We start from the raw sequence: 20,698 nt of genomic DNA, 5'->3' as shown, positions 1-20,698 counted from the left end.
TGCGATACTCCCGCCGTGGAAACGAGTACGCCTGTCACCGACTGGACCCTGCGTCCCGCGCACCCCGCCGACGTCGAGCCGATAGCCGAGCTGCGGGCCGTGGTGATGCGCCCCGACCTGGAACGGCTGGGGCGGTTCGACGAGCACCGGGTACGGCAGCGGTTCCGCGACGCCTTCGTCGCGCGGCACATGTCGGTCATCCTGACCGAGGGCCGGTTCGCGGGCTGTGTCGCCCTGCGCCCCGCCGCGGACGCGCACTGGCTGGAGCACTTCTTCGTCGACCCGCGACTCCAGGGCCGCGGCCTGGGCGGGGCCGTCCTGCGCACTCTGCTGCACCGCACCGACACCGACGGCCGACTCGTCCGCCTGAACGTCCTCCAGGGCAGTGCGGCCCGACGGCTGTACGAGCGGCACGGGTTCACCGTGGAGAGCGAGGACGCGGTGGACGTCTTCATGGTGCGCAGGCCGCGGGGGTAGTGGTTGGGACAGCCGTATAACGGGTTTACGCACCTGACTCGGTCCACTATCGTGAACTCAGTAGTGCAGCATGATGGACGAACCCCGAGTCGACCCCTGGAAGCCCCGTGACCACCTCCAGCTGCCCCGACCTCGGTCGCGACCACGCCCTCACCCGGGCCCCGCCGCTCCGGCTCCCTCGGGCCCGTCGGCCTGGTGCTCGCCGGGGGCGTCTCCGTGCAGTTCGGTGCGGCGCTCGCCGTGACACTGATGCCGAGGGCGGGCGCCCTCGGCGTCGTGACCCTGCGGCTGCTCGCGGCCGCGCTCGTCCTCCTCGCCCTCTGCCGGCCCCGACTGCGCGGACACTCCCGTACCGACTGGGGCACGGTCGTCGTCTTCGGCCTCACCCTGGCCGCGATGAACGGCCTCTTCTACCAGGCCGTCGACCGCATCTCCCTCGGCGCCGCCGTGACCCTGGAGTTCCTCGGCCCCCTCGCCCTCTCCGTCCTCGCCTCCCGCCGCGCGGTCAACACCGTCTGGGCCGCGCTCGCGCTCGCCGGCGTCTTCCTCCTCGGCGGCGGCGACTTCGGCGACCTGGACCCCGCCGGCGTCGCCTTCGCGCTGGGCGCGGGTGCCATGTGGGCGGCGTACATCGTCTTCAGCGCCCGCACCGGCCGCCGCTTCCCGCAGGCCGACGGCCTCGCCCTGGCCATGGCGATCGGCGCGCTGGCCTTCCTGCCGCTCGGCATCGCGGAGTCCGGCACCAGGCTCCTCGACCCGGTGACCGTGGGCCTGGGCGCGGCGGTGGCCGTGATGTCCTCCGTCCTGCCCTACACCCTCGAACTCCTCGCCCTGCGCACCCTGCCCGCCTCCACCTTCGCGATCCTCATGAGCCTGGAGCCGGCCCTGGCCGCCCTCGCGGGCTTCCTCATCCTCGACCAGGCCCTGTCCCCGCTCCAGGCACTCGCCGTCGCACTCGTGATCGCGGCGAGCATGGGGGCGGTGCGGACGCAGGTGGGGCGGGGCAGAGCCACTACTCCTTGAGCGGGGGACATGCGGGGCGCCGGGCGCGTGGTCGGGCTCGGGCGGGGTGCCGGCGGCAGCGTGAGGGCGGCCGTGGGTGAGGTGCGGGAGGGCCGCGTGAGCCCCGGGCGGGGCGACGCATGTGCCGTGCGGGCGGGTTTGTGTGCGGGGGCGTCGGCGTCAGCCGGCTGAGCGGTCCCGGCGCAGGTGGAGCGGGGGAGAGCTACTACTCCGTGAGACCGGAGCGAGCCGTACGGGCCCTGCCCGCCGGCCTGGGCGCCGGCCGAGCAGAGGTCGAAGAGCGAGGCGTCGAGGGGAACCACCGGGAACGGGCGCAGCGCGGTGCGGCGTGGTCCGCCGGCCTCGGAGGGGAGTCAGTCTCGACCGCCGGTGGCTGGTGTCAGTCGCGGGCCTCCCCCGTAGGCGCCCGTTGCAGCCGCCGACCGCAGGCCCCAATCGCCCCGCCGACCGCCGACCGCCGACCGCCGACCGCCGACCGCCGACCGCCGACCGCCGACCGCCGACCGCCGACCGCCGACCGCCGCGACCCACAGCCCGCGAAGCCTGCCCCCCGTCCCTCAGCCCCCCACCTTCTCCCACACGGACACATGCTGCTCGCTGTCACCCATGAAGGGCCGCCGCCCCCAGTCCTCCCACCGGTCCCGCAGTCGCAGGCCGGCCAGTCGGGCCATCAGGTCGAGTTCGGCGGGCCAGACGTAGCGGAAGGGGATGGACCGGAACGAGCCCTGTCCGTCCTCCGTGACGCGGACGTGGTGGGAGGCCATCGCCTGGGTGGCCACGTCGTAGGTGTCGAAGCCGAGGCGGTGCTCGCCGACGTGGAAGGGCACGGCGTTCTGCCCGGGCGGGAGCTTGCGCAGCTGGGGGACCATGACCTCGACGACGAAGGTCCCACCCGGCTCCAGATGGTCGGCGACATTGCGGAAGCAGTCCACCTGGGCGTCCTGTGTCGTCAGGTTCATGATCGTGTTGAAGACGAGGTAGGCGACCGAGAAGGTGCCGGGCGCACGGGCCGTCGCGAAGTCCCCGATCGTCACCCCGACCGCCTCGCCGCCGGGCTTGGTCCGCAGCCGGTCCGCCATCGCCCGGGACAACTCGATGCCGTGCACCTCGACCCCGCGCCCGGCCAGCGGCAACGCGATCCGCCCGGTGCCGACGCCCAGTTCCAGGGCCCGCCCCTCTCCGGGCGGTCCCGCCAGCCCCGCCAGCACCTCCACGGCCGGCTCGACCGCCTCGGGCGCGAACATCGCCGCCGACGACTCGTCGTACGTCGCCGCGACGGCCTCTCCGAAGTAACCGTCGTCATCGATCACCGGGGGACCGTACTGCGGGGGAGAGGACGAGTGCCTCCGAATATCCACGCCGTGAATTAATGCAAGCACGCTTGCTTGTTTTTGTGGTCGCTGACATCCTCACCCCATGGCAGACCCCACGCCCGTCATCGACGACCTGTGTGCGGAGAGCGAGGAACTCGACCTGCTGGTAGCCGAGTTGAGCCAGGAGCAGTGGTCGCTGCCGACCCCCGCCCCCGGCTGGACCGTCGCCCACCAGATCGCCCACCTCGCCTGGACCGACCACTCCTCCCTGCTCGCCGTCACCGACCAGAAGGCCTTCTCCCGCGAGGTCGAGAAGGCACTGGCCGCCCCCGGGGACTTCGTGGACGAGGGCGCGGAGGAGGGCGCCCGCAAGCCTCCGGCGCGGCTGCTCGCCTACTGGCGGGCGGGACGCGAGGACCTGGCGGAGGCTCTGCGCGCGGCACCCGAGGGGTCCCGTTTCCCCTGGTACGGCCCGCCCATGTCGACCGCCTCCATGGCCACCGCCCGCCTCATGGAGACCTGGGCCCACGGCCTGGACGTGGCGGACGCGCTGGGGGTGACCCGAGCGGCGACCGACCGGATCCGGCACATCGTCCGCCTCGGCGTCCGCACCCGTGACTTCGCCTTCGGGGTCCACGGACTGACCCCGCCCTTCGAGCAGTTCCGCATCGAACTCACCGCACCTTCGGGCGAGTTGTGGAGCCACGGCCCGGAGGACGCCGCCGACCGCGTCACCGGCCCCGCCCTCGACTTCTGCCTCCTGGTCACCCAGCGCGCCCACCGCGCCGACCTCGCCCTGACCGCCGTGGGGGAGGACGCCGACCGGTGGCTCGACATCGCCCAGGCCTTCGCGGGTCCGCCCGGCGCGGGGCGGGCGGCGAAGGGGGCGGCGGGATGAGCCTGCGGGTGGGCAGCGTGTGCGTCTTTCATGGCGACCGTCCCTCCCCGGGGGCCGAGGGCGCGGACGCCGACCGGTGGCTCGCTGCCGCCCAGGCCTTCGCGGGTCCGCCCGGCGCGGGGCGGGCGCCCAAGGGGGCCGTCGAGTGACCCCTCTCCGCAGCGGCCCAGTGACCCCCCTCCGCATAGGCAACGCCTCCGGCTTCTACGGCGACCGTTTCGACGCCCTTCGCGAGATGCTCACCGGAGGCGAACTCGACGTCCTCACCGGCGACTACCTCGCCGAGCTGACCATGCTCATCCTGGGAAGGGACCGGCTGAAGGACCCCGGGGCCGGATACGCCCGCACCTTCCTGCGCCAACTCGAGGAATGCCTCGGCCTCGCGCACGACCGGGGCGTCCGGATCGTCGCCAACGCGGGCGGCCTCAATCCGGCCGGACTCGCCGACCGGACAAGGGAATTGGCGGACCGCCTCGGACTGCCGGTCCGGGTCGCGCACGTCGAGGGCGACGACCTGACCCGGGAGCACCCCGACGCCCTCGCCGCCCACGCCTACCTCGGCGGCTTCGGCATCGCGGCCTGTCTGAGGGAGGGCGCGGACGTCGTGGTCACGGGAAGGGTGACGGACGCGGCTCTCGTCACCGGGCCCGCCGCCGCCCACTTCGGCTGGTCGCCGACCGACCACGACCGCCTGGCGGGGGCCGTGGTCGCCGGGCACGTCCTGGAGTGCGGAACCCAGGCGACCGGCGGCAACTACGCCTTCTTCGCCGACGGCGAGCACGATCTGAGAAGGCCCGGCTTCCCCCTCGCCGAGCTCCACGAGGACGGCACCGCCGTCATCACCAAGCACCCCGGCACCGGCGGCTTCGTGGACGTCGGCACGGTGACGGCCCAGCTGCTCTACGAGACCCAGGGCGCCCGGTACGCGGGCCCCGACGTCACCGCCCGCCTCGACACGGTCCGGCTCACCCAGGAGGGCCCCGACCGCGTCCGGATCTCCGGCACCCGCGGCGAGGCCCCGCCGCCCACCCTCAAGGTCGGCCTCAACCGGCTGGGCGGGTTCCGCAACGAGGTCACCTTCGTCCTCACCGGCCTGGACATCGAGGCCAAGGCCGCGCTGGTGCGCGAGCAGATGGCACCCACGCTCACCAAGGTCGCCCACACCCGCTGGGACCTGGTCCGCACCGACCGCCCCGACGCCGAGACGGAGGAGACGGCGAGCGCGATGCTGCGGCTCGTCGTCCGTGACTCGGACCAGGAGGTCGTCGGGAAGGCGCTCAGCGGGGCCGCCGTAGAACTGGCTCTCGCGAGCTACCCCGGGTTCCATGTGCTGGCACCACCCGGGAAGGGCTCCCCCTATGGGGTTTTCGAGGATGTGTACGTCCCCCATGGAGCCGTGGACCATGTGGCAGTCCTCCACGATGGGCGACGGATCCCTGTGGAACCGGCCCAGGAGACCGCCGTACCCGACGATCCACCGGCCCCACCCCTTCCCGAGCCGCAACCGGAAGGCCCCACCCGCCGCGCCCCCCTCGGCCTGATCGCGGGCGCCCGCAGCGGCGACAAGGGCGGCAACGCCAACATCGGCGTCTGGGCCCGCACGGACGAGGCCCGGCGATGGCTCGCCCACACCCTCACCGTCGACCGCCTGCGCGAACTCCTCCCGGAGACCGCAGAGTTGAAGGTCACCCGCCACGACCTGCCCAACCTCCGCGCCCTGAACTTCGTCGTCGAGGGCATCCTCGGCGAGGGCGTCGCCGCCCAGCACCGCTTCGACCCGCAGGCCAAGGCCCTCGGCGAATGGCTGCGCTCCCGCCACCTGGAGATCCCGGAGTCCCTCCTGTGACCGTTCTGCCGACCGCCCTGGACCCGAAGAGCCCCGAGTACCGGACGAACCGCGAGAGCATGCTCGCGAAGCTGGACGAGCTGACCGCCGAACACGCCAAGGCTCTCGCGGGCGGCGGCGAGAAGTACGTGCAACGCCACCGGAAGCGCGGCAAGTTGCTCGCCCGCGAACGCATCGAACTGCTCCTCGACCCCGACACGCCCTTCCTGGAACTGTCCCCGCTGGCCGCCTGGGGCAGTGCCTCCCCCGAGTACGCAGTCGGCGCCTCCCTCGTCACCGGGATCGGGGTGGTGGAGGGCGTGGAGTGCCTGATCACCGCCAACGACCCCACCGTGCGCGGCGGCGCGAGCAACCCGTGGTCGCTGAAGAAGGCCCTGCGCGCCAACGACATCGCCCTCGCCAACCGGCTGCCCTGCGTCAGCCTGGTGGAGTCCGGCGGCGCCGATCTCCCTTCGCAGAAGGAGATCTTCATCCCCGGAGGGGCCGTCTTCCGCGACCTGACGCGCCTGTCGGCGGCCGGAATCCCCACCGTCGCCGTCGTCTTCGGCAACTCCACCGCGGGCGGCGCCTACGTTCCCGGCATGTCGGACCACGTGATCATGGTCAAGGAGCGGGCCAAGGTGTTCCTCGGCGGCCCGCCCCTCGTCAAGATGGCCACCGGCGAGGAGAGCGACGACGAGTCCCTCGGCGGTGCCGAGATGCACGCGCGCGTGTCGGGCCTCGCGGACCACTTCGCCGTGGACGAGCAGGACGCGCTCCGGCAGGCCCGCAGGGTCGTCGCCCGCCTCAACCACCGCAAGGCGTACGGCGATCCGGGCCCCGCCGAGCCGCCGAAGTACGACGCCGACGAGCTGCTGGGCATCGTCCCGGGCGACCTGAAGGTGCCGTTCGACCCCCGCGAGGTGATCGCCCGGATCGTCGACGCCTCCGACTTCGACGAGTTCAAGCCGCTGTACGGCAGCAGCCTGGTCACCGGGTGGGCGGCCCTCCACGGCTATCCGGTCGGGGTGCTGGCCAACGCCCAGGGCGTCCTGTTCTCCGAGGAGTCCCAGAAGGCCGCCCAGTTCATCCAGCTGGCCAACCAGCGCGACATCCCGCTGCTCTTCCTGCACAACACCACCGGCTACATGGTCGGCAGGGAGTACGAGCAGGGCGGCATCATCAAGCACGGCGCGATGATGATCAACGCGGTGAGCAACTCGAAGGTCCCGCACCTGTCCGTCCTGATGGGCGCCTCGTACGGCGCGGGCCACTACGGCATGTGCGGCCGCGCCTACGACCCCCGCTTCCTCTTCGCCTGGCCCAGCGCCAAGTCGGCCGTCATGGGCCCCCAGCAGCTCGCCGGCGTGCTCTCCATCGTCGCCCGCCAGTCGGCCACCGCGAAGGGACTGCCGTACGACGAGGAGGGCGACGCCGCCCTGCGCGCCATGGTGGAGCAGCAGATCGAGTCCGAGTCGCTGCCCATGTTCCTGTCCGGGCGGCTCTACGACGACGGCGTCATCGACCCCCGCGACACCCGGACGGTCCTCGGCATGTGCCTGTCCGCGATCCACACCGCGCCCTACGAGGGCGCCCGCGGCGGTTTCGGCGTCTTCCGGATGTGAGGGACCCAGTGATTTCAGCACTCCTTGTGGCCAACCGGGGCGAGATCGCCTGCCGGATCTTCCGCACCTGCCGTGAGCTGGGCATCCGGACGGTCGCCGTGCACTCGGACCCGGACGCGAACGCCCTGCACACGCGCGTGGCGGACACGGCCGTACGACTCCCCGGGGCGGCCCCCGCCGACACCTATCTGCGCGCCGACCTGATCGTGAAGGCGGCGCTCGCGTCCGGCGCCGACGCCGTCCATCCCGGCTACGGCTTCCTCTCCGAGAACGCCGACTTCGCGAGGGCCGTCCTGGACGCGGGCCTGGTCTGGATCGGACCGCCCCCGTCCGCGATCGAGGCGATGGCGTCCAAGACCCGCGCGAAGCAGCTGATGGGGCTGGCGCCCCTGGGGGACGTGACGCCGGCCGACCTGCCGGTGCTGGTGAAGGCGGCCGCGGGCGGCGGAGGCCGTGGCATGCGGATCGTGCGCCGTCTGGAAGACCTGACGGCCGCCCTGGAGAGCGCCCGCGCCGAGGCCGCGAGTGCCTTCGGCGACGGCGAGGTGTTCGTCGAGCCGTACGTCGAGGACGGCCGCCATGTCGAGGTGCAGATCCTCGCCGACACCCACGGCACGGTCCGGGCCCTCGGCACCCGCGACTGCTCCCTCCAGCGCCGCCACCAGAAGGTCATCGAGGAGGCGCCGGCCCCCGGACTCCCGGAGCACCTCACCGAGGAACTGCACGAACTGGCCGTACGGGCGGCGCGCGCGGTGGACTACGTGGGCGCGGGCACGGTCGAGTTCCTGGTCTCCGGCACCAAGGCCCACTTCCTGGAGATGAACACCCGCCTCCAGGTGGAACACCCGGTCACGGAGGCGGTGTTCGGCATCGACCTGGTGGCGGAACAGATCCGGATCGCGGAAGGGTCCGCGCTGCCCGAAGAGCCGCCACGCGCGCGTGGCCACGCCGTCGAAGCCCGCCTCTACGCCGAGGACCCCGCACGGGACTGGACCCCGCAGACCGGCACCCTGCACCGCCTGTCCCTCTCACCCGCGGTCCGCCTGGACACGGGGTACGAGGACGGCGACCCGATCCCCGTCCACTACGACCCGATGCTCGCGAAGGTCGTCGCCCACGCCCCCACCCGCGCGGAGGCGATCCGCAAACTGGCCGGCGCCCTGGAGAGGGCGACGATCCACGGCCCGACCACGAACCGGGACCTGCTGGTGAACTCCCTGCGCCACAAGGAGTTCACCACCGCCCGCATGGACACGGGCTTCTACGACCGCCACCTGCCCGAACTCACCGAGCACACCCCGGACTTGCTGGCCCCCCTGGCGGCCGCCCTCACGGACGCGGTAGGCCGCTCCCGCTTCGGCGGCTTCCGCAACCTCCCCTCCACCCCGCAGACCAAGCGCTACGAGATGGCCGGCGAGGAGCACGAGGTCCACTACCGCCACACGAGGCAGGGCCTGGAGGCGGACGGGGTGAGGGTGCTGCAGGCCGACGCGGGCGGAGTCGTGCTCGAAGTCGACGGCGTGCGACGTAAGTTCGAGGTCGCGAGGTACCGGGACCAGGTCTACGTCGGTGGCGTGGCCCTGAAGTCCCTGCCCCGCTTCCCCGACCCCATGGCCCAGCACGCGCCGGGCTCGTTGCTGGCCCCTATGCCGGGCACGGTCGTACGGATCGCGGACGGCCTCACGGAAGGATCCGCGGTGGAAGCGGGCCAGCTCCTCCTATGGCTGGAGGCGATGAAGATGGAACACAAGATCACGGCACCTGTGAAAGGCACGCTGGCCGCACTCAATGTGGTGCCCGGCCAACAAGTGACGGTCGGCTCTCTACTGGCGGTAGTCGAGCCCACCTAGGGGCGCGGGGCTGCATCAATGTGCGGCTACCGCCGCGCGGGCGCGACCAGCCACAACGAAGGAGCCACATGTCCACGATCGAAACCGACGAGCACAAAGCCCTCCGAACAGCCGTAGCCGCCCTGGGCAAACGCCACGGCCGCGACTACGACAGAGCAGCCCTGTGGTCCGAGGCAGCCAAACTCGGCTACCTGGGCGTCAACCTCCCCGAGGAGTACGGAGGCGGGGGCGGCGGAATAGCCGAACTCTCCATAGTCCTGGAAGAACTCGGCGCAGCCGGCGCCCCCCTCCTCATGATGATCGTCTCCCCGGCGATCTGCGGAACAGTGATCGCCCGCTTCGGCACAGAGGACCAGAAGCAGGAATGGCTCCCGGCGCTGGCCGACGGCACCCGCACCATGGCCTTCGGCATCACGGAACCGGACGCCGGCTCCAACAGCCACCGCATCACCACCACGGCCCGCCGCGACGGCGCCGACTGGCTGCTGACCGGCCGCAAGGTCTTCGTCTCCGGCGTCGACATAGCCGACGCCACCCTCATAGTCGGCCGCACGGAGGACTCCCGGACCGGCCGCCTCAAGCCCTGTCTGTTCATCGTCCCGCGGGACGCCCCGGGCTTCGGCAGGCGCCGGATCGAGATGGAACTGGACGCCCCGGAGAAGCAGTTCGAGCTCACCCTCGACGACGTACGCCTCCCCGCCGAAGCCCTCGTGGGAGACGAGGACGCGGGCCTCCTGCAACTCTTCGCCGGCCTCAACCCCGAGCGCATCATGACGGCCGCCTTCGCGATCGGGATGGGCCGTTACGCCCTCTCCCGGGCGATCGCCTACGCCAAGGACCGCACGGTCTGGAACACCCCCATCGGCGCGCACCAGGCCATCGCCCACCCCCTCGCGCAGGCGCACATCGAGCTCGAACTGGCCCGCCTGATGATGCAGAAGGCCGCCCACCTCTACGACGCGGGCGACGACGTGGCCGCGGGAGAGGCCGCCAACATGGCCAAGTACGCCGCGGGGGAGGCCTGTGTGAAGGCCGTCGACCAGGCGGTCCACACCCTCGGCGGCAACGGCCTCACCCGCGAGTTCGGGATCGCCTCGCTGATAACGGCCGCGCGCGTGGCTCGTATCGCACCGGTCAGCCGGGAGATGATTCTCAACTACGTCTCCCACCAGACCCTGGGCCTGCCCAAGTCGTACTAGCCGCCCTGGAATCAGGCCGTCTTGGAGGAACCGTGTTCCGCAGCGAGTACGCAGACGTCCGGCCCGTCGAACTCCCCATTCACGAGGCGGTGTTGGCGCGCGCCGCCGAGTTCGGTGACGCACCCGCCCTGATCTCCGGCACCGACGGCAGCATCCTCTCGTACGCCCAACTCGACCGGTTCCACCGCCGGGTCGCCGCGGGTCTCGCGGAGGCGGGGGTCACCAAGGGGGACGTGCTCGCGCTGCACAGCCCCAACACCATCGCCTTCCCGACCGCGTTCTACGGCGCCACGCGCGCGGGTGCCTCCGTCACGACCGTGCACCCGCTGTCCACGCCGGAGGAGTTCGCCAAGCAGCTGATCGACTGCGCCGCCCGCTGGATCGTCACCGTCTCCCCGCTGCTGGAGACGGCACGCCGGGCCGCCGAACTCGCGGGCGGGGTACGGGAGATCTTCGTCTGCGACAGCGCACCCGGCCACCGCTCCCTGATGGACATGCTCGCCTCGACAGCCCCCGAGCCGCAGACTGCCATCGACCCGGCCGAGGACGTGGCGGTACTGCCGTACTCCTCGGGCACCACCGGCACTCCCAAGGGCGTGATGCTCACCCACCGGCAGATCGCCACCAACCTCGCCCAGCTCCAGCCGCTGATGCCGGCGGGCCCCGGGGACCGCATCCTGGCAGTTCTCCCCTTTTTTCACATCTACGGCCTCACCGCCCTCATGAACGCGCCCCTGCGCGTCGGCGCGAGCGTCGTCGTCCTGCCCCGCTTCGACCTGGAGACCTTCCTCGCGGCCATCCAGAACCACCGCATCACCGGCCTGTACGTCGCCCCGCCGATCGTCCTCGCCCTCGCCAAGCACCCGCTGGTCGAGCAGTACGACCTCTCGTCCCTGCGCTACGTCGTCAGCGCCGCCGCCCCGCTGGACGCCCGCCTCGCCGCCGCCTGTTCGGCCCGGCTCGGCCTCCCGCCCGTCGGCCAGGCGTACGGCATGACGGAGCTCTCGCCCGGCACCCACGTCGTCCCCCTGACCGCCATGCGCGAGGCACCGCCCGGGACCGTCGGCAAGCTCATCGCCGGCACCGAGATGCGGATCGTCTCCCTCGACGACCCCGCCAAGGACCTCGACATCGGAGAACCCGGCGAGATCCTCATCCGCGGCCCGCAGGTCATGAAGGGGTACCTGAACCGCCCCGACGACACCGCCGCGATGATCGACGCCGACGGCTGGCTGCACACCGGGGACGTCGGCCATGCCGACGCCGACGGCTGGCTGTTCGTCGTCGACCGGGTCAAGGAGCTCATCAAGTACAAGGGCTTCCAGGTGGCCCCCGCCGAACTGGAGGCCCTGCTGCTCACCCACCCCGGCATCGCCGACGCGGCCGTCATCGGCGTCTGCAACGACCAGGGCAACGAGGTCCCGCACGCCTTCGTCGTCCGCGGGCCCGGCGCCCCCGGGCTCTCCGAGAGCGAGGTCATGATGTACGTCGCCGAACGCGTCGCCCCCTACAAACGGGTCCGCCAGGTCACCTTCATCGACCAGGTGCCCCGGGCCGCCTCCGGCAAGATCCTCCGACGGCAGCTCAGGGAGCGCACATGACACTGATCGCCCGTACCCGCGCGCGGGGCGTCGAGACCCTCACCCTGGACTCCCCGCACAACCGCAACGCCCTGTCGGCGGCCCTGGTGGGGGAGTTGGCCGCCGCGCTGACGGACTGCGCGAAGGAACCGGACGTCCGCGCGATCGTCCTCGCCCACACCGGCAACACCTTCTCGGCCGGCGCCGACCTGAAGGACCCGCCGGACCCGGCCGCCCTGGTCGGACTCCTGCGGCAGATCGTGGAGCTCGCCAAACCGGTCGTCGCCCGCGTCACCGGCCACGTCCGCGCGGGCGGTCTGGGCCTCCTCGCCGCCTGCGACATCGCGGCCGCGTCCACGGAGTCGACGTTCGCCTTCACGGAGGTCCGGATCGGGCTGGCCCCCGCGGTCATCTCGCTGACCCTGCTGCCCCGCACCGACCCCCGCGCCCTCGCCCGCCACTACCTCACCGGCGAGCGCTTCGACGCGGCCGAGGCCGCCCGTATCGGCCTGGTGACCGCGGCGGGCGACGACGTGGACGCCGTACTCGAACCGGTCCTCGACGGTCTGCGCCGGGCCGCCCCCGAGGCCCTGGCCGAGACGAAACGGCTGCTCACGGCTAGGGTGCTGGAGACCTTCGACCGGGACGCGGCCGACCTGACCGCGCTCTCGGCCCGGTTGTTCGCCTCCCCGCCCGCCCGTGAGGGCATGACAGCTTTCCTTGAACGACGGGATCCCTCATGGGTGGTGTGACCACGATCGCCGACCGCGGCGACCGCGCCGACCGCGTGCCCAAGCAGGACCGCAGCCGGGCCACCCGGCAGCGTCTCCTCGAAGCCGCCGTGGCCTGCCTCGCCGAACACGGCTGGGCCGGCTCGACGGTCACCGTCGTCGCCGAACGCGCCGGCGTCTCCCGGGGCGCCGCCCAGCACCACTTCCCGACCCGGGAGGACCTGTTCACGGCGGCGGTCGAGTACGTGGCGGAGGAACGCTCCACGGCCCTGCGCGCCCTGTTCCCGCAAGGCGCGGCCGAAGACCGCCGCGCGGTGATCTCGGCCCTCGTCGACCTCTACACCGGCCCCCTGTTCCGCGCCGCCCTCCACCTCTGGGTCGCCGCCTCCAACGAGGCGCAACTGCGCCCCAGGGTGACCGAGTTGGAGGCGCGGGTGGGCCGGGAGACGCACCGGATCGCCGTGGATCTCCTGGGCGCGGACGAGTCGAAGCCGGGCGTCCGTGAGACCGTCCAGGGCCTCCTGGACATGGCGAGAGGCTTGGGCCTCGCCAACCTGCTCACGGACGACAAGGCCCGCCGGGACAGAGTGGTGGCTCAGTGGACAGCACTACTGAACGAGACCCTGCTGTAGGTCTTTTCAGGGGCGCGGGGAACTGCGCGACAAGCCACCGATCACCCGCAGTCGCCCACGCTCCTCAAGCACCCCCCTCAGTGGGCGATGCTCCAGTACCCCTCGATCTCCTGTGGATTCCTGGAGCCCGGCCCCACATACCGCGCAGAAGGCCGCACCAACCGCCCCGTCCGCTTCTGCTCCAGAATGTGCGCCGACCACCCCGCCGTACGCGCGCACGTGAACATCGACGTGAACATGTGCGCCGGCACCTCCGCGAAGTCGAGCACGATCGCCGCCCAGAACTCCACGTTCGTGGCGAGCACCCGGTCCGGCCGCCGCGCGTGCAGCTCCGCCAGCGCGGCCTTCTCCAGCGCCTCCGCGATCTCGAACCGCGGTGCCCCCAGCTCCCGTGCCGTACGGCGCAGCACGCGCGCGCGTGGGTCCTCGGCCCGGTACACCCGGTGCCCGAACCCCATCAGCCGCTCACCCCGGTCCAGCGCCTGCCTGACGTAGGCCTCGGCGTCGCCGGTCCGCTCGATCTCCTCGATCATCCCGAGCACGCGCGAGGGCGCACCGCCGTGCAGCGGCCCGGACATGGCACCCACGGCCCCGGAGAGCGCGGCGGCGACGTCCGCGCCGGTGGAGGCGATCACGCGCGCGGTGAACGTCGACGCGTTCATCCCGTGCTCCGCCGCCGACGTCCAGTACGCGTCCACGGCGGCCACGTGCTTGGGGTCCGGCTCCCCGCGCCAGCGGATCATGAACCGCTCGACGACGGACTGCGCCTTGTCGATCTCCCGCTGCGGCACCATCGGCAGCCCCTGTCCGCGCGCGGACTGGGCGACGTAGGACAGGGCCATCACCGCGGCCCGGGCGAGGTCGGCACGCGCCTGTTCGGCATCGATGTCGAGCAGCGGTTTCAGCCCCCACACCGGGGCGAGCATGGCGAGCGCCGACTGGACGTCCACGCGGATGTCCCCGGAGTGCACCGGGATCGGGAACGGCTCGGCGGGCGGCAGACCGGGATTGAAGGCGCCGTCGACCAGCAGCCCCCACACGTTGCCGAACGAGACATGGCCGACCAGGTCCTCGATGTCGACGCCCCGGTACCGCAGCGCGCCGCCCTCCTTGTCCGGTTCGGCGATCTCCGTCTCGAAGGCGACGACACCTTCGAGGCCAGGAACAAATCCGGGGTCGAGGTCGGACATCAGGCGGCTCCTCATGATGTGTACGACGGATGACGCCACGATATCCCCGAGTGCCACCTTTGGGGAGAGTAAGCGGCACTCAGTGCCACCTTCCGTGGAGGGGGCATCCGTACGGCAAGATGACGGCGTGACCGACGCAGCACACGCCGTCTCCCCGGACCCCGCCTCCATGCGCAGGCAGTACCGCGCGGAGGGTCTCGCCGAGGCCGACCTGGCCGCCACGCCCGTCGAGCAGTTCGCGCGCTGGTTCAAGCAGGCGGCCACCGAGGCGCACCTCTTCGAGCCGAACGCCATGGTCGTCTCCACCGCGGACGCCGAGGGCCGTCCCAGCGCCCGCACGGTCCTGCTCAAGCAGTTCGACGAACAGGGCTTCGTCTTCTACACGAACTACGGCTCCCGCAAGGCGAGGGACCTCGCGCAGAACCCGTACGTCTCGCTGCTCTTCCCCTGGCACCCCATGGCCCGCCAGGTGATCGTCACCGGCCTCGCCCGCCGCACCGGCCGCGACGAGACCGCCGCGTACTTCCGCACCCGCCCGCACGGCTCCCAGCTCGGGGCCTGGGCCAGCGAGCAGTCCTCGGTGATCGACACCCGGGAGCGGGTCGATGCCGCCTACGCCGAACTGGCCGCCCGCTACCCGGAGGGCGAACAGGTCCCGGTCCCGCCGCACTGGGGCGGCTTCCGGGTGGCCCCGGAGACGGTCGAGTTCTGGCAGGGCCGCGAGAACCGCCTCCACGACCGCCTGCGCTACGTGGCGGAGCCGGACGGCGGCTGGCGGGTGGAGCGGCTGAGCCCCTGAGCCCCGGGCTCCCGAGAACGCAGGCGACCCGCGAGCTCTGGGTCCCTCCGCCTCACGGCGGGGGAGCCGGCCGGACGTACCGGCGAGCTCGCGGGTCGGGTGACTGCGTTGGATTGGCCGGCTGCGTGCATCACGTACACGCTGGTCCGGCACCGCACTCGGTGGGTGACGGGCCGCTAGCCCGCAGCCACCTCTTCCGTCCGGTATGAATACATCTGCCGAACCACCTCCTCTCCGAAGTACCCGCAGCCTAAAAAGACTGCCCCCTCCGGTTCAACCCCTTTTTCGGGGGACGGGTGCCGGCGGTCCCCCGGAAGGCGATGGACGTGCCCGGAACGATCACCTAGCGTGCGGCCCATGACTGATCTGCGGATCGAACCCGTCGTAGGGGACGAGATGGCCGAGGAGTGGCGGCACGTGCACAACGTGATCGTGCCGCCGGCCGCCCTGAGCGCAGAGGACGTACGCGCGCGCGTCCGGCGGTACCGGCTGGAGAACGCGTACCTCGGGGACACGCTCGTGGGCTGCTCGACCGTCCGGCCGCCGGCCGGGGACGACGCCGTGGCGACCGTCATCGCGCGCGTGCTGCCCGACTACCGGGGACGGGGTTTCGGGACGGCTCTCTACGAGAAGGGTCTTGATCATGCGCGCGTGCTCGGCGCCCGGGTGATCGAGACATGTGTGCTGGCCGTCAATGGGGACGGGACGCGGTTCGCGCGGGCGCGCGGGTTCGTCGAGGTCGACCGGTATGTGCTGGACGGCGGGGGCGACGAGTGGATCGACCTGCGGCTGGAGCGGGCCCGGGAATCCGGGTAAGGGGATCCGGGTCGTTTCCGGCGTACAACGATTCCCTCAATCTTGCGGGAACCCAGTGTGTGCTGCGTCACGTTCGAGTTCAATGATTGTCAGTGAGTGAAGCAGCCGGCAGGGGGTCCAGGTGAGTGCTTCCCGGCGTAGTGGGACCACCGACGAGTTGGGTCCCGACGGGCCCGGGCCGGACGGCCCGGAGGGCTCGGGCGGTTCGGATCTGCTCGCCGCGCTGCTGGACGGCATGGACGCGGCACTGTGTGCCTTCGACGCGGACGGCGTCGTCACCCACTGGAACCGTGAGGCCGAGCGGATCCTCGGCTGGACCGCCGCCGAGGCCGTGGGCCGGCACGGGTTCGCCGGGTGGGCGGTCCGGCCGGCGGACGCCGAGGAGGTCGAGGCGCGGCTGATGTCCGCCATGCGGGCGCCCGGACGGCAGGTGCACGAGTTCGCGCTGCTGACCAAGGACGGCGGCCGGGTCCTGGTACGCACCCAGTCCGCCGCCGTGCGGGGGCCCGACGGGAAGCCCGCCGGGGTGTACTGCGCCTTCAGCGAGGTCCACACCCAGATCGACCTGGAGCGCTCGATCGCGCTGAGCGAGGCCCTGTTCGAGGACGCCTCCTGGGGTGTCGTCCTGGTCGACGCCGATCTGCGGCCGGCCGTGGTCAACGCGCACGCCGCCAGGTCCCTGGGCATCGGGCGTACGTCCGTGCTGGGGCGGCCCCTCGGGGAGTTGCTCGCGCAGGGCGTGGAGGAGCTGGAGAGCGCGCTCACCCATGTGCTGGCCGAGGGCGCGCCACCGGCGCCGGCCGAGATCTGGGTCGGGGTGCGGACACCGGACGGCGAGAAGCGGCGCTGCTGGCGCTGCGGGTTCGTACGGCTGTCCTCGCCGCTCGCGGAGGAACCGGTGCCCTTGGGTGTGGCCTGGCTGTTCCAGGACGTCACCGAGGCCAAGCAGAGCGAGCAGGAGGCCTCGCTGCTGCGGTTCCGGGCGAACCAGCTGCACCGGGCGGCCCGGGCGGCCGCGGAGTGCGAGGACCCGGCCGAGGCCGCCGTCGTCCATCTGGACTTCGCCCTGGCCGGCTTCGCCGACCACGCGCTGATCGACCGGGTGGCCGGGGGCGCGGTGGCCGACGGGGAGGAGACCGGGCCGGTCCGTCTGGTCCGGGTCGCCGCGACGCCCTCCGGGGCACCCGGGCCCAGTCTGCAGGCGTCGGGCGCGGCCGGGCTGCCCGTGCGGTACGGCGAGGGGCATCCGGCGTTGCAGTGCGTGGACCGGGCGGGGTCCGTGCGGGCGAGTGTGGGAGCGGTGCCGGCGGACCGGGCCCGCGCGTGGGCCGAGGACCGCCAGTGGCCCTCGGACGTGGTGCACGCGCTGTGCGCGGTACTGCGGAGCCGGGGCCGGACCCTCGGCGTCGTGACGTTCCTGCGGGGCTCCGGGAGGGGCCAGTTCGAGCGGGGCGACGCGGTGTACGCGGAGGACGTGGCCGTGCGGATCGCCGCGGCGCTGGATCTGGGGGGCGTGGTGGGGCGGGCGTAGGGCGACTGCCGGTCGGGGCGGGGGGCTACTGGCGGTAGAAGATCCGGTCGCCGTACTCCTCGAACACCCGCTCGTTCCACTCCAGTCCGCCGTCCACGTTCCCCGACCGCAGCAGCGGCGGCTCGATCCCGCGCTCCGCCAGCGCGCCCGCCGCGGTCGCCATCACCGCCTGGAGCAGCGCCGAGGTCACCACCGTGGAGGCGGGGGCGAAGGGGGCCGGGACCGAGTCCAGGGAGAGCTCCGCGTCGCCCGGGGCGATCTTGGAGTCGAGGACGACGTCGCAGTGGTCCTTGAGGAAGGTGCCCGAGCTGTGGCGGGGCTTGGTCGCGGTGGTGTACGCGACCGACGTGACACCGATGACCTTGACGCCCAGCGAGCGCGCGGTCAGCGCCATCTCCACCGGGAGCGTGTTGCGGCCGGAGAGGGAGATGATCACCAGGGCGTCGCCCGCGCGGAGGGGTGAGCAGCGCAGGACCGTGCTCGCGAGGCCGTCGACCCGTTCCAGGGCGGAGCCCAGGGTGGCCGGCATGACGTCGACGCCCACGACCCCCGGCACGGTCAGCAGGTTCATCAGGGCGAGACCGCCGGCCCGGTAGACGAGGTCCTGCGCGGCGAGCGAGGAGTGCCCGGCGCCGAAGGCGAAGAGGCGGCCCCCGGCGGCGACGGTGTCGGCGAGGAGCGCGCCGGCCGCCGTGATCGCCTCGGCCTCCTCGTCCCGGACCCGCTGGAGCAGCCCGATCGCGGCATCGAGGAACTGTCCGGACAGCTTGCCGTCAGCGCTCGCGGAGCCCGTCTCGCCCATGCGTCGTCCAACCCTTCGTCGCCGTGTCGCGGATCACCGTGCGGTCTGGACCAGTGGGATGTCAATACGGCCGCGTCCCTGCTCGTAACCGCCTGGTTTCAACGGCGCGGCACGCTTGTCAGTGCCATCCGGCAGAATTGACGCCAGGGCCAGCGCACGCGCCGGGAAGCTGTCGTGCTTCCGGCAGATCTCATCAAGGGGCACGTATGTCCGGACTGATCGACACCACGGAGATGTATCTCCGCACCATCCTCGAGCTGGAGGAGGAAGGTGTGGTCCCCATGCGCGCCCGGATCGCCGAGCGGCTCGACCAGAGCGGTCCCACCGTCAGCCAGACCGTGGCGCGGATGGAGCGTGACGGACTGGTGTCCGTCGCCACCGACCGGCACCTGGAGCTGACGGACGAGGGCCGGCGGCTGGCCACCCGTGTGATGCGCAAGCACCGGCTCGCGGAGTGCCTGCTCGTGGACGTGATCGGCCTGGAGTGGGAGCAGGTCCACGCGGAGGCGTGTCGCTGGGAGCACGTGATGAGCGAGGCCGTGGAGCGCCGGGTCCTGGAGCTGCTGCGCCACCCCACCGAGTCGCCGTACGGCAACCCCATCCCCGGCCTCGAGGAGCTGGGCGAGAAGGACGGCCCCCATCCCTTCCTGGACGAGGGCATGGTGTCGCTGGCCGACCTGGACCCGGGCCTCGACGGCAAGACGGTCGTCGTACGCCGTATCGGCGAGCCGATCCAGACGGACGCCCAGCTGATGTACACGCTGCGCCGGGCGGGTGTGCAGCCCGGTTCGGTGGTGAGCGTGACGGAGTCGGCCGGCGGGGTGCTGGTGGGCAGTGGCGGGGAGGCCGCCGAGCTGGAGTCGGACGTCGCCTCGCACGTGTTCGTGGCCAAGCGCTGAGCGGCCGTGCGGGGGGCGGCACCGATCCGAGATTCACCGTGCGGAATCGCAGCGCTTCGACGCTTGTCGTGCGAGGCTGTCGCGTGAGGCATATGACCTGAGGGGGCGGGCGGATGTGCCGTAGACGTGTGGATGGCCCCGGCACCTCTCGGTGCCGGGGCCGGTCCTCCCCTGTGCTGACCCGGAGCCCCGAGCTCCCAGGGTCAATCCCCTCGGACCGATTTCCCCGAGCGGTCCGCCTCCCGCTGAAGATCTCCCCTCGGCTGCGGCGATCATTCCTTGGGGGAGGTCACTCGAACGAGGGGTGTTGCCGCGTGGGACCCGATTTTCGAATACGCATTCGATAGATTGATGGTCCGGGGGGTGACGGAGCGCGGGGGATGTGCGCTACAGGGATGTACGACAAGGAAGCGGCAGGCACGGCAGGCACAGCGGTCAGGGGAGCTAGGGGGGTGCCAATGGCGCGGCGTATCGACGTGACCGGGGCGGGCGGCGTACGTCTTGCGGCCTGGGAGTTCGGTGACCCTCCCAAGACGGACCCGGAGAAACGATCACCCGGAGTGCTGTTACTCCACGGCCTGATGGGCCGTGCCTCGCACTGGGCGTCCACCGCCCGCTGGCTCTCCGAGCGCTACCGGGCCGTCGCGCTCGACCAGCGCGGTCACGGCCAGAGCGACAAACCCCCTCGGGCCGCCTTCACCCGTGACGCGTACGTCGAGGACGCCGAGGCCGCCCTCGAACAGCTCGGACTCGCGCCGACCGTCCTCATCGGCCACGCGATGGGCGCCCTCACCGCCTGGCAGCTCGCCGCCCGCCGGCCCGACCTGGTCCGCGGAGTGATCATCTGCGACATGCGGGCCTCCGCCCTCGGCGCCGCCTCGCAGCGGGAGTGGGGCGACTGGTTCAAGGCCTGGCCCGTCCCCTTCGCCACGCTCGCCGACGTACGCAAGTGGTTCGGCGAGGACGATCCCTGGGTGGAGCGCCCCAACCCGGCGCGCGGCGAGTTCTACGCCGAGGTGATGGCCGAGTCCCCCGACGGCTGGCGCCCCGTCTTCGACCCCGAGCAGATGCTGTCGTCCCGCGAGACCTGGGTCTACGACGCCCACTGGGAGGAGCTCACCCAGGTCAGGTGCCCCGCCCTGGTCGTCCGCGGCCTCGACGGCGAACTGGGCCGCGCCGAGGCCCAGGAGATGGTCCGCGTCCTGCCCCGCGGCGAGTACGCCGAGGTCGCCGACGCCGGCCACCTCGTCCACTACGACCAGCCGGAGGCGTGGCGGGCGGCCATAGAGCCGTTCCTGGACGGCTTGGGCCACGACGGGGGCGAGGGCGGCTGAGGCGGCCTGAGTCCACGTCGACGGCCACCTTCGGCCGGGGCCCGGTCGCGTGTCCTGCGGGCCGGTGGGGGCTGGTCGCGCCCGCGCGGCGGTAGCCGCACATCGAGCACAGTCCCGCGCCCCTGGGGGTTCGGGGCCCTGGTGTCCGGTTGCGGGGTCTGTTGAGGGCCTGCG

General features: G+C 72.2%; 19 protein-coding genes. 16 read left to right on the top strand and 3 right to left on the bottom strand.

Features of this window, described 5'->3' with window-relative positions:
* The first annotated feature begins 15 nt into the window (after positions 1-15).
* Positions 16-477, top strand: a complete 462-nt coding sequence (locus ACFYZ8_RS36710; protein ID WP_388539137.1) for a GNAT family N-acetyltransferase — start codon at positions 16-18, stop codon at positions 475-477.
* A gap of 195 nt (positions 478-672) precedes the next feature.
* On the top strand, positions 673-1,500 hold the full coding sequence (locus tag ACFYZ8_RS36705; RefSeq protein WP_389050797.1) for a DMT family transporter: 828 nt from the start codon (positions 673-675) through the stop codon (positions 1,498-1,500).
* A 557-nt stretch (positions 1,501-2,057) separates the two neighbouring features.
* Here the strand turns inward: ACFYZ8_RS36705 and ACFYZ8_RS36700 are convergent.
* Positions 2,058-2,810, bottom strand: coding sequence for a class I SAM-dependent DNA methyltransferase (locus tag ACFYZ8_RS36700; protein WP_388539139.1), 753 nt, complete (start codon positions 2,808-2,810; stop codon positions 2,058-2,060).
* A 106-nt stretch (positions 2,811-2,916) separates the two neighbouring features.
* On the opposite strand from ACFYZ8_RS36700, the gene ACFYZ8_RS36695 reads away from it, so the two are divergent.
* From ACFYZ8_RS36695 to ACFYZ8_RS36655, 9 genes are all read left to right on the top strand, one after another.
* On the top strand, positions 2,917-3,711 hold the full coding sequence (locus tag ACFYZ8_RS36695) for a TIGR03084 family metal-binding protein (RefSeq protein ID WP_388539142.1): 795 nt from the start codon (positions 2,917-2,919) through the stop codon (positions 3,709-3,711).
* Positions 3,708-3,860 (top strand): hypothetical protein, encoded by a 153-nt coding sequence (locus ACFYZ8_RS36690; protein ID WP_388539145.1) that lies wholly within the window; start codon positions 3,708-3,710, stop codon positions 3,858-3,860. The genes ACFYZ8_RS36695 and ACFYZ8_RS36690 overlap by 4 nt, the downstream gene beginning before the upstream one ends.
* Before the next feature lie 20 nt (positions 3,861-3,880).
* The gene (locus tag ACFYZ8_RS36685; RefSeq protein WP_388539475.1) at positions 3,881-5,557 is read left to right on the top strand and encodes an acyclic terpene utilization AtuA family protein; all 1,677 of its coding nucleotides are present in this window, start codon (positions 3,881-3,883) and stop codon (positions 5,555-5,557) included.
* Complete coding sequence (locus ACFYZ8_RS36680; protein WP_388539148.1) at positions 5,554-7,161, top strand: acyl-CoA carboxylase subunit beta; 1,608 nt, start codon at positions 5,554-5,556, stop codon at positions 7,159-7,161. Before ACFYZ8_RS36685 ends, ACFYZ8_RS36680 begins: the two co-directional genes overlap by 4 nt.
* A gap of 8 nt (positions 7,162-7,169) precedes the next feature.
* Complete coding sequence (locus ACFYZ8_RS36675; RefSeq protein WP_388539151.1) at positions 7,170-9,011, top strand: biotin carboxylase N-terminal domain-containing protein; 1,842 nt, start codon at positions 7,170-7,172, stop codon at positions 9,009-9,011.
* Positions 9,012-9,079: 68 nt separating this feature from the next.
* Positions 9,080-10,210 carry an acyl-CoA dehydrogenase family protein gene (locus tag ACFYZ8_RS36670; protein ID WP_388539154.1) on the top strand — a complete coding sequence of 377 codons (1,131 nt, stop codon included), beginning with the start codon at positions 9,080-9,082 and terminating at the stop codon, positions 10,208-10,210.
* A gap of 32 nt (positions 10,211-10,242) precedes the next feature.
* On the top strand, positions 10,243-11,811 hold the full coding sequence (locus ACFYZ8_RS36665) for a 4-coumarate--CoA ligase family protein (RefSeq protein WP_388539157.1): 1,569 nt from the start codon (positions 10,243-10,245) through the stop codon (positions 11,809-11,811).
* Positions 11,808-12,542: an enoyl-CoA hydratase family protein gene (locus tag ACFYZ8_RS36660; RefSeq protein ID WP_388539160.1), complete on the top strand. Its 735-nt coding sequence runs from the start codon at positions 11,808-11,810 to the stop codon at positions 12,540-12,542. The genes ACFYZ8_RS36665 and ACFYZ8_RS36660 overlap by 4 nt, the downstream gene beginning before the upstream one ends.
* The gene (locus ACFYZ8_RS36655; protein WP_388539162.1) at positions 12,530-13,153 is read left to right on the top strand and encodes a TetR/AcrR family transcriptional regulator; all 624 of its coding nucleotides are present in this window, start codon (positions 12,530-12,532) and stop codon (positions 13,151-13,153) included. The genes ACFYZ8_RS36660 and ACFYZ8_RS36655 overlap by 13 nt, the downstream gene beginning before the upstream one ends.
* 77 nt (positions 13,154-13,230) lie before the next feature.
* Here the strand turns inward: ACFYZ8_RS36655 and ACFYZ8_RS36650 are convergent, their stop codons facing one another.
* Positions 13,231-14,343, bottom strand: a complete 1,113-nt coding sequence (locus ACFYZ8_RS36650; RefSeq protein WP_388539164.1) for a citrate synthase 2 — start codon at positions 14,341-14,343, stop codon at positions 13,231-13,233.
* A 169-nt stretch (positions 14,344-14,512) separates the two neighbouring features.
* Here ACFYZ8_RS36650 and pdxH point away from each other — a divergent pair, with 169 nt between their 5' ends.
* From pdxH to ACFYZ8_RS36635, 3 genes are all read left to right on the top strand, one after another.
* Positions 14,513-15,142, top strand: a complete 630-nt coding sequence (gene pdxH, locus ACFYZ8_RS36645; RefSeq protein ID WP_388539478.1) for a pyridoxamine 5'-phosphate oxidase — start codon at positions 14,513-14,515, stop codon at positions 15,140-15,142.
* Positions 15,143-15,499: 357 nt separating this feature from the next.
* Entirely contained in the window at positions 15,500-15,958 is a 459-nt protein-coding gene (locus tag ACFYZ8_RS36640) for a GNAT family N-acetyltransferase (protein WP_388539167.1), read from the top strand.
* Positions 15,959-16,079: 121 nt separating this feature from the next.
* A complete protein-coding gene (locus tag ACFYZ8_RS36635; protein WP_359032773.1) occupies positions 16,080-17,489 on the top strand; it encodes a PAS domain-containing protein in 1,410 nt (469 codons plus the stop codon).
* 25 nt (positions 17,490-17,514) lie between these two features.
* On the opposite strand, the gene ACFYZ8_RS36630 is transcribed toward ACFYZ8_RS36635, so the two are convergent.
* Entirely contained in the window at positions 17,515-18,291 is a 777-nt protein-coding gene (locus ACFYZ8_RS36630) for an SIS domain-containing protein (RefSeq protein WP_359032775.1), read from the bottom strand.
* Positions 18,292-18,497: 206 nt separating this feature from the next.
* Here ACFYZ8_RS36630 and ACFYZ8_RS36625 point away from each other — a divergent pair, with 206 nt between their 5' ends.
* Positions 18,498-19,190, top strand: coding sequence for a metal-dependent transcriptional regulator (locus ACFYZ8_RS36625; protein WP_359032777.1), 693 nt, complete (start codon positions 18,498-18,500; stop codon positions 19,188-19,190).
* A gap of 458 nt (positions 19,191-19,648) precedes the next feature.
* Positions 19,649-20,524, top strand: a complete 876-nt coding sequence (locus ACFYZ8_RS36620; protein ID WP_388539171.1) for an alpha/beta fold hydrolase — start codon at positions 19,649-19,651, stop codon at positions 20,522-20,524.
* The last annotated feature ends 174 nt before the right edge of the window (positions 20,525-20,698 follow it).

It is taken from the genome of Streptomyces sp. NPDC001668 (genome assembly GCF_042893155.1).
Lineage (GTDB): Bacteria > Actinomycetota > Actinomycetes > Streptomycetales > Streptomycetaceae > Streptomyces.
The sequence above is the reverse complement of the archived record's forward strand: the minus strand, read 5'-3'. Positions and strand labels throughout refer to the sequence as shown.

What these genes read in the sequence shown, in the direction of transcription:
- ACFYZ8_RS36655 (WP_388539162.1), top strand. Translation starts at nt 12,530, where the DNA reads ATGGGTGGTGTGACCACGATCGCCGACCGCGGCGACCGCGCCGACCGC.
- ACFYZ8_RS36695 (WP_388539142.1), top strand. Translation starts at nt 2,917, where the DNA reads ATGGCAGACCCCACGCCCGTCATCGACGACCTGTGTGCGGAGAGCGAG.
- ACFYZ8_RS36670 (WP_388539154.1), top strand. Translation starts at nt 9,080, where the DNA reads ATGTCCACGATCGAAACCGACGAGCACAAAGCCCTCCGAACAGCCGTA.
- ACFYZ8_RS36650 (WP_388539164.1), bottom strand. Translation starts at nt 14,343, where the DNA reads ATGTCCGACCTCGACCCCGGATTTGTTCCTGGCCTCGAAGGTGTCGTC.
- ACFYZ8_RS36625 (WP_359032777.1), top strand. Translation starts at nt 18,498, where the DNA reads ATGTCCGGACTGATCGACACCACGGAGATGTATCTCCGCACCATCCTC.
- ACFYZ8_RS36690 (WP_388539145.1), top strand. Translation starts at nt 3,708, where the DNA reads ATGAGCCTGCGGGTGGGCAGCGTGTGCGTCTTTCATGGCGACCGTCCC.
- pdxH (WP_388539478.1), top strand. Translation starts at nt 14,513, where the DNA reads ATGCGCAGGCAGTACCGCGCGGAGGGTCTCGCCGAGGCCGACCTGGCC.
- ACFYZ8_RS36640 (WP_388539167.1), top strand. Translation starts at nt 15,500, where the DNA reads ATGACTGATCTGCGGATCGAACCCGTCGTAGGGGACGAGATGGCCGAG.
- ACFYZ8_RS36660 (WP_388539160.1), top strand. Translation starts at nt 11,808, where the DNA reads ATGACACTGATCGCCCGTACCCGCGCGCGGGGCGTCGAGACCCTCACC.
- ACFYZ8_RS36630 (WP_359032775.1), bottom strand. Translation starts at nt 18,291, where the DNA reads ATGGGCGAGACGGGCTCCGCGAGCGCTGACGGCAAGCTGTCCGGACAG.
- ACFYZ8_RS36620 (WP_388539171.1), top strand. Translation starts at nt 19,649, where the DNA reads ATGGCGCGGCGTATCGACGTGACCGGGGCGGGCGGCGTACGTCTTGCG.